Genomic DNA, 13,010 nt, shown 5'->3' with positions numbered 1-13,010 from the left:
ATAACAATGAGTCCTGTAGACTCGCCGCAACAGTAGGAGGATAGACCTCGGTGAATAAACGCTGGAGAAATGCGGGGTTATACGCCCTGCTTGCCATTGTCGTCTTAGCATTAGCAACTGCCTTTTTTGATAAACAGCCCCAAACTCGGGAAAGCTGGAAGTATAGTACCTTTATTCAAGAAGTCAAGAGTAATAAAGTTGAACGGGTCAGCCTCAGTTCTGATCGCTCCAGGGCCTTAGTCACGGCCCAGGATGGGAATAAAGTGATTGTTAATCTTCCCAACGATCCGGCTCTGATCGATATCCTGACCGAAAATAATGTTGATATTTCAGTTCTACCCCAAAACGATGAGAGCTTCTGGTTTAAAGCCCTAAGCAGTCTGTTCTTCCCCGTTTTACTTTTAGTGGGGTTATTCTTCTTACTCCGTCGCGCTCAGAATGGCCCGGGTAACCAAGCCATGAACTTTGGTAAGTCCAAAGCCAGAGTCCAGATGGAACCCCAAACCCAAGTCACCTTCGGGGATGTGGCGGGTATCGAACAAGCTAAACTCGAACTTAGCGAAGTCGTGGACTTTCTGAAAAATTCTGATCGGTTTACGGCCGTTGGTGCAAAAATTCCTAAAGGGGTGTTATTAGTAGGCCCCCCAGGAACAGGAAAAACCCTATTAGCCAAAGCCGTCGCAGGGGAAGCGGGCGTTCCCTTCTTCAGTATCTCCGGTTCGGAATTTGTGGAAATGTTCGTGGGTGTGGGTGCGTCCCGGGTGCGTGACCTGTTTGAACAGGCGAAAACCAATGCCCCCTGTATCGTATTTATTGATGAAATTGACGCCGTAGGTCGCCAACGGGGTGCAGGTTTAGGCGGTGGAAATGATGAGCGCGAGCAAACCCTGAACCAATTATTAACGGAAATGGACGGGTTTGAGGGCAATAACGGAATTATTATTATTGCTGCTACCAACCGCCCCGACGTTCTCGACTCCGCCTTAATGCGTCCGGGTCGCTTTGACCGTCAAGTGGTGGTTGACCGTCCCGACTATAACGGCCGGGCAGAAATTCTGCGGGTTCATGCCCGGGGCAAAACCCTGGCCAAAGATGTGGACTTAGATAAAATTGCCCGTCGTACCCCTGGGTTTACCGGGGCTGACCTGTCCAACCTGTTAAACGAAGCCGCGATTTTAGCGGCCCGTCGTAACTTGACGGAAATTTCCATGGATGAAGTCAATGATGCCATTGACCGGGTGTTAGCGGGCCCCGAGAAGAAAGATCGGGTGATGAGCGAAAAACGCAAAACCCTAGTCGCCTACCATGAAGCCGGACACGCTTTAGTAGGGGCCCTAATGCCCGACTATGACCCGGTACAGAAAATTAGTATTATTCCTCGGGGACGGGCCGGGGGGTTAACCTGGTTTATGCCCAGCGAAGAACGCATGGACTCCGGTTTGTTTAGCCGCTCCTATTTGGAAAATCAAATGGCCGTGGCTTTGGGTGGCCGGGTTGCCGAAGAAATTATCTTCGGGGAAGAAGAAGTCACCACCGGAGCGTCTAATGACTTACAACAGGTGACTCGGGTAGCCCGTCAAATGATTACCCGTTATGGGATGAGCGATCGGCTTGGCCCGGTGGCATTAGGTCGTCAACAGGGGAATGTGTTCCTGGGACGGGATATTATGTCAGAACGGGATTTCTCCGAAGAAACCGCCTCCACCATTGATGCCGAAGTCCGTCTGCTGGTAGATGCCGCCTATAAACGGGCAAAACAAGTATTAGTAGAAAACCGCCATGTTCTCAATCAATTAGCCGATGTTTTAATTGATAAAGAAACGGTGGATGCCGATGAATTGCAAGAATTGTTAGCCAATAATGAGGTCAAAATGGCGGCGGTTGTTTAATTCAAGTCCTAAATATTGAATCCGTTTAAATAAAAATAGGGCTATTTCTGTTTCCAGAAATCTAGCCCTATTTTTATGAAATTCGGCCCAAAAAGTCAGGAAAAAGACTGCTAAAGTCTTTTCTTCACTGTTCCCTGTTGCCTGTTGCCTGTTCCCTAATTCCGGTAACTTTGAACCCTGGGGAATTAACGCAAAAAGCAAGCCACAAGCCACAAAACAATAAAAGTAATAAAAGCAATAAATCGTTCTACTGCGATCGCTCCGGCGAGGGAACTCAATAAACTTCCTAATATTAACCCTCCAATTAAACCCACAACGGTCAGTAAAACAGCCCGACCAAACTTATTCTCTTTGCGGTTAAGAAAATAAAGACAAGATCCCACACCCAAGGCTAAAGTTAGCTGTAATAACGAGGTAGCAAAACCCGAATAAAGGCTCAAACCTGCCAATGTGACATATACCCCAGAAGGCCATAATAAATCAGCACGACTGGGAGTATCCCACAGTTGGTTTAACCAATTGGGTTTTGAATTTGCCGCGGGTTGAACACCAGAGGGCGGAGTTGGGGTGACTCGTTCGGGAAAACGAATTCGTTCCGGGACTTTAATTTTGCCCTCTTGTCGCATTTTTAACCGATCCATCAAAATGGCATCATAAGCCGCCTCGATCGATTGCAGCAGCTTAATTTCGCCACTATATTGCTGTTTTAGGCGATCCCGAGCTTCCTGAATTTCATCAAAGGAGGCATCAAGGGTAACCCCAAGCTGTTCGTAGGGACTTTGCTCGCTCATCGGACTTTTTCTTAATACCGTTTTATTTATTGTAAGCTTAACTCAATCTTGATCCAAACCAATGAATCCTATTGACTGACAATCCCTGACCACTGCACCCGTTTTAATTGTTCCCGACGGTAAGAAAAGAATGCCTCCGGGTCTTGATAGGTACAATGGGGTGCGATCGCTACTTGTTCGGGTGTAATCCCTAACTGTTCTAGTTGTAAGCTATTAAATCTTCGCACATCTAAACGAACTTTATCCGGTTCGGGATCGGGGAGTAGGGGGGAATTGGGGAGGTGATAGACGGGTTCTAGTCCCTCGGTATCAGAAACCAAACTTTGGGCTAACTGGGTCGCCACATCTAAGGAAACCTGATAGACTTGTCCCGAAATTGCTGGCCCCAAAGCCACCCGCAGATCTTCGAGTTGACTCCCCTGGGCTTGAAAATGGGCGATCGCCTCTGGAACAATCTTAGCGGCCGTCCCCCGCCATCCGGCATGAACCGCCGCCACTTTCCCCGTTTGAGCATCGGCAATTAACACCGGAACACAATCGGCCGTGGCCACCCACACCGCCTCTGAGGAGTTTTCCGCAAATAAACCATCCGCTTCTGTCAGGGGTTGATCTTCTAATGCTAAATGATCCAAGGGGTCAACGGTTCCGGTTTTCAAGACCCGATTTCCATGCACCTGCTTGACTCGATATACATTCACCCCAGGTTGTAAAACATCCACTAAGTCCGAGGGAGTGCGAGGACTAAAGGAACGGGTAAAAAACCCATGTTGCCAATCTTTGAGCAAACTACAGGTTAGATAGGGTAATCCATCCCAGGTTTGCCAATGCCAAGTGTGCATAAAATTATGATTAGGAACTGTTGCGACTACAAACAACCTTGATTTTAACCCTCGATTAAATAACTTGCGTGACCTTCAACTTATCCCGTTTAGAATCTGCCTTACAAACCTTGATGGACAAGCGCCATGGCACGTCTCTACCGAATATTTATTATTTTGATAGCTTAATTTCCACGAATCAAACCGCCTGGGAACTCTTAGAACAGGGTGAACCTTCGGAAACTGTTGTTATCGCCGGACAACAAACTGCTGGACGGGGACAATGGGGCCGACAATGGCAGTCAAGTCGGGGAGGGCTATTTTTATCAAAAATTGTCGATATCAACCTTCAGGTGACTCAAAAAGCGCAATTAAGCATCAGTTCCGCTTGGGGTATTGCTACGGTTTTGCGCGATCGCTCCTGTCCCGTACAACTCAAATGGCCGAATGATTTAATCTTAAATCAGCGCAAACTCGGCGGCATTCTCACCGAAACCAAAATTTCCGGGCAATTTATTACTCAAGCGGTGATCGGAGTTGGTTTAAACTGGGAAAATCCCGTTCCTGAAATGGGGATTAATTTACAAACCTTTTTTGCCGATGCAGCTACACCGCCGACGATTCAATCCTTAGAATTCCTTGCCGCCCTAGTCCTACAGGGATTAGACCTAGGGATTCAACACTTATCAGATGTTAAGGTTAAGAAAATGTTAACGGGCTATAATCAACTCTTAACCTGTATTGGGAAACCGATCCAGATTGGGGATCAAATGGGTGAAATTATTGGAATTTCGGAACAGGGGAACCTACGAGTCGGTCTTTATCCCAAAACCGAAATCGGTTTTTCTCAAGAAATTGACCAACCGCCGGGTACAATAAGTATCGGCTACGGTTAGTTAAACAATTAAACCGTAGGGGCAGGTTCCGAGACTATCTGGAATTATTAGTAATTATCTCCCTAAACCCGCCCCTATAGTTAGTTAAACGGTTAGATCATTATTGGTTGTGTGAGGAAGATGACGGAACAGAAAAAATATCCAACATCCAATACCCGCCAAGGACGTTGGTACTTGGGTTCAAGAAGTTACGCCCTTTTGGGTTTAGGTTGTCTTACGGGTTTAGTCCTATTCAGTAGCCGTGTGATTGCTACGGATGAATTTTCTATTCCCGCAGAAGCTGAACCTGTGGAAGCTCCTGTTCCCAGCGTTCCTGAAGCCACGACAGGATACAGTGATAGTCTGACTGTTCCGAATACTGAACCCGAACCTACCCATAGCGAACCCCAAGCTGTTCCAGACTACGCTACACCTGATCCCAGTTATTCTGAACCCGCTTATAATCCTGAACCCGAATATTATTCCGAACCGAACCCACCAGAAATTCCCAATATTGTCCCCCCACCTGAACAAGAGATTGTTTTTCCAGACACACCCCCCGCAGCCGAGTCTCCAGCCAATGCTTACATCGACCCCACGGACTACAAAATTGGGGCAACGGACGGATATGAAGCTCCCTCTACAGTGGTATTCTCCGAACGTTCAACTGGATGTGAAGCCTCTTTAGCATTGGGACAAGCCGCCGGAGATTTATGCTCTCCTTCTCCCGCATATCCCTCCTCAATCTATCAGGCGGAAAACAATCAAGTTCCTTACATTGGCAATAATAATTTAGGTTCTGTTCCTAATCCCCTCCTAGATGGAGGCAACTTTGCCCCAACTCAGCCCAATTCCTCTTACTCTAATGGGTTTGTTGCTAACTCCCCTGACTATGGCGGAGGCGGTTATGAGGCCAACTATACTTATACCAGTCAGCCGGAAGCCGTTGATTATGGTTCTGGCGGGTCATACTCCGGGGAAGTCGCCGTTACCGGGTTTAGTCCGATTCAAGTGGGCCCGATGATGGTCAGCAGTATGAGTAATTCCGGTTTGACCTATTATAATCGCACCCAACGTCCGGCGGCGGTGCGGGGAAATGGCAATACCAGCGTACTTTTTCCCTTGACCATTCCCTCCCCCATTACCTCTTTATTTGGTTGGCGTGAACACCCGGTTTTGGGTTATGGCCGTTTTCACACCGGGATTGATTTAGGCGCCGATGAAGGCACACCCGTTGTGGCTTCCTATTCCGGTCAAGTGTCCGTCGCCGATTGGTTAGGGGGCTACGGAATGGCGGTGGTATTAAATCACTCGGAGAAATCTCAAGAAACCCTCTATGGTCACCTATCGGAATTGTTTGTTAAACCTGGAGAGCTAGTTCAACAGGGGGAAGTGATTGGACGGGTGGGAAGTACGGGGGTATCAACCGGGCCCCATTTACACTTTGAGTTACGGAAGTTGACCAGTCAAGGTTGGGTGGCGATTGACCCCCGAAATGATATTGAGGTGGCGCTGGCTCAACTATTAAATACCATGAAGGTGGCGCAAGTTCCCTCCTCAGAATTTATTGCCAAATTAACAGAAGATGTGGAAACCGGAATGCCTAAATTACCCCCGTTACCGCCAGGTGTGGATGTGATGATTCCTAATTTAGAACCTCCGACTCTGAATTTTGGATTTGCAGAGAATCTTAAGAGTCCTGGTTAATTTGTGACATCCTCCCAATTTCCTGAATATGTTAGATTTTTAATAGGTTGGGTTTTAATCACCATCATCAAGGAGATAAAAACATGACTCAATTAATTTTAAATAATTCAGAAACCATCCCCATTACCCATGAGCAATTCTATCAACTTTGTATCGCTAACCGTGACTTACAATTAGAGCGAACTGCCCAAGGAGACTTAATTATTATGCCACCCACCGGAGGCGAAACCAGTAAGCGAAATTCAGATATTAACTTAGAATTAGGGTTATGGAATCGACAAACAAAATTGGGTATAACCTTTGACTCATCTGGTGGGTTTACCCTTCCCAATGGTGCAGATTTTTCTCCCGATGCGGCTTGGATACCCTTAGAAAAATGGGAATCCTTGACCGCAGAACAGAAAACTAAATTTCTACCTTTATCTCCTGATTTTATTATAGAATTGCGATCACCTAGCGATTCCTTAAAATTACTCCAAGATAAAATGCAGGAGTATATTGATAATGGCACTCGGTTAGGTTGGTTAATTAACCCCCAACAGCAACAAGTTGAAATTTATCGTCAGGGACAAAAAAAACAAGTTTTAGACAATCCTACAACCTTATCAGGAGAAGATATTTTACCGGGATTTGTTTTAAATCTCCAGTTAATTTGGTAATAAGTTAGGTTTTTAAGATTAATAAATCTTTTCCAACTGTCTAAAATCCCGTTCCACTTCCGCCCATAATGCCCGATTATGCGGGTCGGTTTTTAAGGCTTTTTTTAAATAATTTCTAGCTTTATCAACTTGCTTTTCTATAATCAATTGTCGTCCCCATCTTTGATAGGAAATCGCTTGCCATTGGCGAATTTCAGGATCATGGGGAATCCGTTGGGCTAACCCTTCAACTAATGCGATCGCCCGAGGAAAACGCTTAGATTTTAAAAGATTTTGTAACTCTAAATAGAAATTTTCCTTGATTTTTTGCTCCTCTGGAGTTAATTCAGGATTAAACTCAATTGGCGGACTTTTGGAGGTGATTTTAACTTTTGTTGATTGATATTGGGGAACTTTAAACCCCGATGTCACGGGTTTTGTAGAAGCCGTAACGGGTTCTAATTCTGCTTCGGGTTTAGCAATAGTTAATAAAAATTTATAGGCTTCTGTAATCGCCATAAACTTCTCTCGGGCGACCTCATTGCCAGGATTGACGTCAGGATGATATTGTCTGGCGAGCTTACGATAGGAAGTTTTCACCGCCTCCAAACTTGCCCCGGATCTTAATCCTAATTGTCGATAATAGTCGGTTGTATCCATCACTAATTGTATCAGTGACTCAATTTAATAATATGGGAAGTAAATTGCACAAATAGAAAAACAATTAGAGGATAAATGGATGGGAAAAACCCATCCAATATTATAGTGAATTGTTAACCCTTAACCTGCGGTTAAAGCCGCGGTCGCCCGTTCTTCAATCACTTGGTCAATTAAACCATAATCCTTGGCTTCTTGGGCAGAGAGGAAATAATCCCGATCCGTATCTTTTTGAATTTTTGCCAAAGTTTGCCCCGTACGCTGCACTAAAATATCATTCAATAAACTGCGGATTCTCAAAATTTCCCTGGCTTCAATTTCGATATCCGTAGCCTGCCCCCTTGCCCCGCCCAAGGGTTGGTGAATCATAATTCTGGCATGGGGTAAGGCCAAACGCTTGCCGGGGGTTCCTGCGGCTAATAGAAAAGCTCCCATGGAAGCCGCTAAACCCACGCAAATTGTGACCACATCGGCTTTAATATATTGCATGGTATCGTAAATCGCCATCCCGGCAGTTACCGAACCCCCGGGAGAATTGATATACAAATAAATTGGTTTATTAGAATCTTCCGAATCTAAATAAAGCATTTGTGCCACAATTCGATTAGCCAAACTATCGGTGACTTCTTGACCCAAAAACAAAATCCGTTCTACACCTAAACGGGTATAAATATCAATCCATCTTTCGTATTGACTACCTGGAAGACGGTAAGGAACACTCGGAATCCCAATCGGCATAGCTTTTCCCTTTTTAACTTCAATTAATTTTAAACCGTTGCCACCAATGCGGGCAGTTCTTTTCGACTTTTTAACACCTTATCAATTAAGCCATATTCCTTGGCTTCTTCTGGTGTTAAATAGAACATCCGATCGGTATCTTTAGAAATTTTTGCTACCGTTTGTCCGGTACTTTTTGCTAAAATTTCTAACATGGTTCTCTTATTATCGAGAACTTCTTTTGCTCGAATTTGGATATCCGTTGCTTGACCCCTTGCCCCACTTTTGGTTTGATTTAAAACAATGGTGGCATTCGGTAAACTCGCCCGAAAACCTTTAGTCCCCGCGGCTAAAATCATGGCTGCGGTTCCCATGGCCTGACCAATACAAATAGTATGAACTGGAGGCTTAATATAGCCCAAAGTATCGCAAATCGCAAAGGCTTCGGTTTCAAATCCAATAGCATCTCCTCCATACCAGGAAGTTCCCGTGGAGTTGATGTAGAAATAGATAGGTTTATCAGGATCGTCAAACTGTAAGTAAAGCAGTTGAGCGATAATCAGTTCAGTAACATCAATCCCGACTTGACGTTTGATGTCATCGGACGAATACAGGGGAAGTCCCAGATAGACAATCCTTTCCTTCAACAGAAGGGATTCTAAGTCTGGTGGGGGAGTCCGAATCGGGCTATCGGTGTAAGAATATGCCGATTGCACAGCTTGAATGGGTTCTCTCATCAGGAATTCTCAACCTTAAACTTATAGAAATAGTAGCGCAACTTCAGGTAATCCTATGAAACTCAGTTTACAAGCTATTCTTAGTGATCCCAACTTTGATCTGTCCGTTGGCAATAGTCAACGTCAGTTGGCGATCTCCATTTCGGCGTTTCCCTCTCAAAGTGATGCCGATGTCCCTTTGAATTTGTGCCTAATTTTAGATCATAGCGGTTCTATGAGTGGAAAACCCCTAGAAACCGTGAAACAGGCGGCGATTGAGTTAGTGGATCGATTAAAACCTGGCGATCGCATTTCTATTATAACCTTTGATCACCGCGCCAAGGTTTTAATTCCCAATCAAGATATTACGGATTTGGACAATATTAAACGGAAAATTCAAGGCTTAAAATCCTCCGGGGGGACGGCCATTGATGAGGGGCTAAAATTAGGGATTGAGGAATTAGGAAAAGGCAAACAAGAACGAATTTCTCAAGGGTTTTTATTAACCGATGGTGAAAATGAACATGGAGATAATGATCGTTGTTTAAAACTCGCCAAACTTGCCGCTACTTATAACTTAACGATTAATACTTTAGGGTTTGGAGAAGATTGGAATTCCGATGTTTTAGAAAAAATTGCCGATGCTGCTGGGGGAACTTTAGCCTATATTGAATATCCCGAACAAGCGTTAGATGAATTTAGCCGTTTGTTTAATAAAATGCAGTCGGTGGGGTTAACTAATTCCTATTTATTATTGGATTTAATGCCCCATGTCCGGTTAGCTGAACTCAAACCCATCGCTCAAGTTGCCCCCGATACCATTGAATTACCGATTCAAAAAGAAGGGGATAAATGGATTGTCCGTTTAGGAGATGTGATGAAAGATGTGGATCGGGTGGTTTTAGCTAATTTATACTTTGATAAATTTCCCCCGGGAAAACAAGCGATCGCCCAGGTTCAAGTCCGCTATGATGATCCATCCTTAGATTTAAAAAATTTATATTCTGATTTGGTGATTGTGGAAGGTAATTTTGTCGGTGATTATCAACCCAAAATGGATGGGTTTGTGCAACAACAAATTTTAACCTTAGCCAAATATCGTCAAACTCAAATTGCCGAAACCAAACTGCAACAAGGCGACCGGGCGGGGGCTGCAACCATGTTACAAACCGCCGCTAAAACTGCTTTACAAATGGGGGATAAAAACGCAGCAACGGTGTTACAAACCAGTGCCACTCGTTTACAATCGGGAGAAGAATTATCCGAAAGTGATAAGAAGAAAACCCGGATTGTGTCTAAAACTGTGTTGAAATAAGCGGGAACACCGCAACAGGGAAATCCCATCCTGAAAATTAGGGGTTTGGGATAATCCGGGTTTCCCAGGGATATGAAATAGTGTAAAGCCAAACTTTCCAATTTTCTAACTGTCTATTTTCTCAATAACAGACACAACCCCTAAAACCCTGATTTTGCTTGATTTAATCAGGGTTTTCCCTTGAAATAAACCCCCCAATTTTCTCTCAACCTTGTAGAACTTAGAATAGTAGCACTCACTAACCACTAAAGCCATTCAATCCCCAGGTAGAGTGAAATCAAAGCATGAGGAAAATGTATGATTTCCAATCGAGTTCGCACCTGTTTAATTGCCACAATTGTTCCTTTTATGATTAGTTTGTTCATGCCGATGTCGGGAAATGCCCAAACCCCCAGTAGTAACGGCAATACTGATATATTTATTCTAAAAACCCAAAATGCCAGCCATAATATGTTTCATGTTCCTGTGATTTCTAATTTTGATTGGTTCAATGATGGAGATAAAATTGGCTTAACCGATGGTATCAATGAAACCGATTTAGACTATACAGAATTAATGGATTTTGATGGGGATGGACGGGCTGATGATGCAGTTATTAAAATCAAATCTACCCAAGAAATTTTAGGCGTTGTCTTGAATGCCGATGACTTTGTTTTAGAAGGTGAATTTGTTTCCATTCCTTCGCTTTTGACTCGACCCATTGCTTGCTTACCTAAAACCAATACAACCACCTGTCAAGTTCCTGCTTTCAACCCAACAATTCTGCAATCTTCATCGAGTGTAAATTCCCCAGAAATTCCTCAACCCAAAGGAGAAATCAATTCTAAAAATTAAACCTGACAGAATATTGACCTTTGGGCATCTATCCCCAATCATCGGATCAAATTAACAGTAATTTGTTAAACTATAATAGCTCTTTAAACTTGAGATTTTATTCCGATGAAACGTTTCGATGTTGTGATTATTGGTGCGGGGCCAGCCGGAGGTCAATGTGCAAGACAACTCACCCAGGCGGGTCAGCAAGTATTATTAGTTGAACAACATGAAACTTTTTCTAAAAATGATTTTTCCAGCGCCGCTACACCGTTAGAAACTTTGGAAAAATTCCATTTACCTGAAACCGTTGTCGGAAGTTTTTGGCAAAATTTAGTGATTGTTACCACAAATGTTAATCAAAAATGGCAGTCTCCAATACCTTTGGGGGCTGTTTTTGATTTTGCCAAATTACGGGGATTTTTAGCCACGGAAGTTACTACCCATGGCGGTGAGGTTTGGATGGGATATCGCTATCTTAGGCATTTTAAGGAGAATCAAAATACCATTGTTGAATTAAAACAACGGTCTACCGGAGAAATTATTTTAGTAGAAACTCAAGTTTTAGTGGATGCGACCGGGCCGACTCGGGCTGTAATGTATACTAAAAAAGCACCTCAACCTGATTATTTAACCGGGACGGGAATTGAATATTTAATTGAACTTTCAGAAACGGATTATCAAAAATATTCTCAAGATCTAATTTTCTTTTTAGGTCATCGTTGGGTGCCCCGGGGCTATTCTTGGATTTTCCCCATGGGAAATAATCGCTTAAAAGTGGGGTCTGCCCAGTTAAATCGTTCCCATGAATGGGTAAATGAAACTCAGACTTTACGTTCCTATGTGGAATTATTATTAACGGATTATTTAACAGAAATTCCTTATAAAATCATTAATCATCATGGGGGAATGTTAAAATATTGTAGTGGATTAGAAGATATTTATTATCAGGATAATATTATTGCCATTGGGGACGCAGTTTCTATGGTGAATATGTTGGGTGGAGAGGGCATTCGTCACGGGATGCGAAATGCCAATATTGCTGCGGGATATATCCAAGATTATCTATCGGGAAAAATAACTAATTTTGCCGAATATCGTCAAGAAATCAAACAAACCTATACTCAAACTTGGAACTGGTCAGAACAAATGGGTTTGAGTAAATATTTACAATATAGTGATCAATCTATTGATAAAGGAGTCTATTATTTAAGGGATTTATCTTTAGAAGATATGATGGCTATTTTATTTGACTATGATTTTAAACGATTATATAAAGCAGGGTTTAAATATTTTCGCTATAAAATTAGTCAGATTTGGACAAGATTAAAACTTAAACTCAATTTAACCTAATTTTGATTATAATAGATCAATATCACCCGATAGGTTGATGGGAGGACAAGCCACGATGACCCAGGCAACGACTGAAAAAATCATGTCCTTGCAGGAGTTTCTCAATTATGATCAGGATACCGATGCTGGTTATGAGCTAGAGGATGGGAGACTTCTATTAATGCCGACTGAAAGCGAAATTAATCGGCGTATTGCTTGTTTTTTGTTTGCCTATTTTCTACAATTAGGTGTTTCCTTTTCTCAGTTAACCCTAAAAACTGAATTGGTGGTGATGGGAAGTCGAACTACGGTACGAATTCCTGAGTTAATGGTATTAACAGAAACCTTAGTACAGGTGATGGAGGGGGCAAGTCGCTCCTTAATTACCCTAGATATGCCACCCCCTGAAATGGTGGTGGAAGTTGTCAGTCCCGGTCAGGAAAATCAACAGCGAGACTATCGTTATAAACGATCACAATATCAAGCCCGAGGTATCCCTGAATATTGGATTATTGACCCTATCCAACAACAGATTACCGTCTTTAGTTTAGTAACGGGACTCTATGAACAGGCTATTTTTACCGGGGATAGGGTGATCAATTCTGCCTTCTTATCAGACTATAACCAGTCCTCTCCTTTGACGGCATCACAGCTATTACAAACACAAAATTAACGAGTCAGTTTTACGTTATTAACGTTCAATTTAGACTTATAATTACATAACTGGCAACAATATTCTACT

The 13,010-nt window shown here is 43.2% G+C and carries 13 protein-coding genes; 8 read left to right on the top strand and 5 right to left on the bottom strand.

From position 1 onward, the window contains the following. Positions 1-50 precede the first annotated feature (50 nt). Positions 51-1,889 (top strand): ATP-dependent zinc metalloprotease FtsH3, encoded by a 1,839-nt coding sequence (gene ftsH3 / locus AC2D3N_RS03865; RefSeq protein ID WP_079676668.1) that lies wholly within the window; start codon positions 51-53, stop codon positions 1,887-1,889. Between the two features lie 185 nt (positions 1,890-2,074). On the opposite strand, the gene AC2D3N_RS03860 is transcribed toward ftsH3, so the two are convergent. Then, on the bottom strand, positions 2,075-2,680 hold the full coding sequence (locus AC2D3N_RS03860; protein ID WP_079676666.1) for a CPP1-like family protein: 606 nt from the start codon (positions 2,678-2,680) through the stop codon (positions 2,075-2,077). 68 nt (positions 2,681-2,748) lie between these two features. Next, the gene (gene pgeF / locus AC2D3N_RS03855) at positions 2,749-3,519 is read right to left on the bottom strand and encodes a peptidoglycan editing factor PgeF (RefSeq protein WP_079676665.1); all 771 of its coding nucleotides are present in this window, start codon (positions 3,517-3,519) and stop codon (positions 2,749-2,751) included. A 68-nt stretch (positions 3,520-3,587) separates the two neighbouring features. Here pgeF and AC2D3N_RS03850 point away from each other — a divergent pair, with 68 nt between their 5' ends. From AC2D3N_RS03850 to AC2D3N_RS03840, 3 genes are all read left to right on the top strand, one after another. After that, on the top strand, positions 3,588-4,394 hold the full coding sequence (locus AC2D3N_RS03850; protein WP_484692838.1) for a biotin--[acetyl-CoA-carboxylase] ligase: 807 nt from the start codon (positions 3,588-3,590) through the stop codon (positions 4,392-4,394). A 120-nt stretch (positions 4,395-4,514) separates the two neighbouring features. Beyond that, on the top strand, positions 4,515-6,080 hold the full coding sequence (locus AC2D3N_RS03845) for a M23 family metallopeptidase (protein WP_484692837.1): 1,566 nt from the start codon (positions 4,515-4,517) through the stop codon (positions 6,078-6,080). 83 nt (positions 6,081-6,163) lie between these two features. Continuing rightward, positions 6,164-6,739 (top strand): Uma2 family endonuclease, encoded by a 576-nt coding sequence (locus AC2D3N_RS03840; RefSeq protein WP_079676663.1) that lies wholly within the window; start codon positions 6,164-6,166, stop codon positions 6,737-6,739. An 18-nt stretch (positions 6,740-6,757) separates the two neighbouring features. Here the strand turns inward: AC2D3N_RS03840 and AC2D3N_RS03835 are convergent, their stop codons facing one another. The 3 genes from AC2D3N_RS03835 to AC2D3N_RS03825 all read right to left on the bottom strand — a co-directional run bounded on the left by AC2D3N_RS03835 (position 6,758) and on the right by AC2D3N_RS03825 (position 8,829). Continuing rightward, entirely contained in the window at positions 6,758-7,378 is a 621-nt protein-coding gene (locus AC2D3N_RS03835) for a J domain-containing protein (RefSeq protein WP_484692836.1), read from the bottom strand. 120 nt (positions 7,379-7,498) lie between these two features. Next, complete coding sequence (locus tag AC2D3N_RS03830; RefSeq protein WP_079676661.1) at positions 7,499-8,113, bottom strand: ATP-dependent Clp protease proteolytic subunit; 615 nt, start codon at positions 8,111-8,113, stop codon at positions 7,499-7,501. Between the two features lie 29 nt (positions 8,114-8,142). Beyond that, complete coding sequence (locus tag AC2D3N_RS03825) at positions 8,143-8,829, bottom strand: ATP-dependent Clp protease proteolytic subunit (protein ID WP_079676660.1); 687 nt, start codon at positions 8,827-8,829, stop codon at positions 8,143-8,145. 55 nt (positions 8,830-8,884) lie between these two features. Here AC2D3N_RS03825 and AC2D3N_RS03820 point away from each other — a divergent pair, with 55 nt between their 5' ends. From AC2D3N_RS03820 to AC2D3N_RS03805, 4 genes are all read left to right on the top strand, one after another. Next, positions 8,885-10,123, top strand: coding sequence for a vWA domain-containing protein (locus tag AC2D3N_RS03820; protein WP_079676659.1), 1,239 nt, complete (start codon positions 8,885-8,887; stop codon positions 10,121-10,123). Positions 10,124-10,420: 297 nt separating this feature from the next. Continuing rightward, positions 10,421-10,957, top strand: coding sequence for a hypothetical protein (locus tag AC2D3N_RS03815; protein WP_484692835.1), 537 nt, complete (start codon positions 10,421-10,423; stop codon positions 10,955-10,957). A gap of 105 nt (positions 10,958-11,062) precedes the next feature. Then, a complete protein-coding gene (locus AC2D3N_RS03810; protein WP_484692834.1) occupies positions 11,063-12,289 on the top strand; it encodes an NAD(P)/FAD-dependent oxidoreductase in 1,227 nt (408 codons plus the stop codon). 55 nt (positions 12,290-12,344) lie between these two features. Next, positions 12,345-12,941 carry a Uma2 family endonuclease gene (locus tag AC2D3N_RS03805; protein WP_484692833.1) on the top strand — a complete coding sequence of 199 codons (597 nt, stop codon included), beginning with the start codon at positions 12,345-12,347 and terminating at the stop codon, positions 12,939-12,941. Positions 12,942-13,010: the final 69 nt, after the last annotated feature.

The organism is Planktothrix sp. PLAVEN19ND, from assembly GCF_057220675.1.
This window is presented reverse-complemented; position numbering and strand designations above follow the sequence as displayed.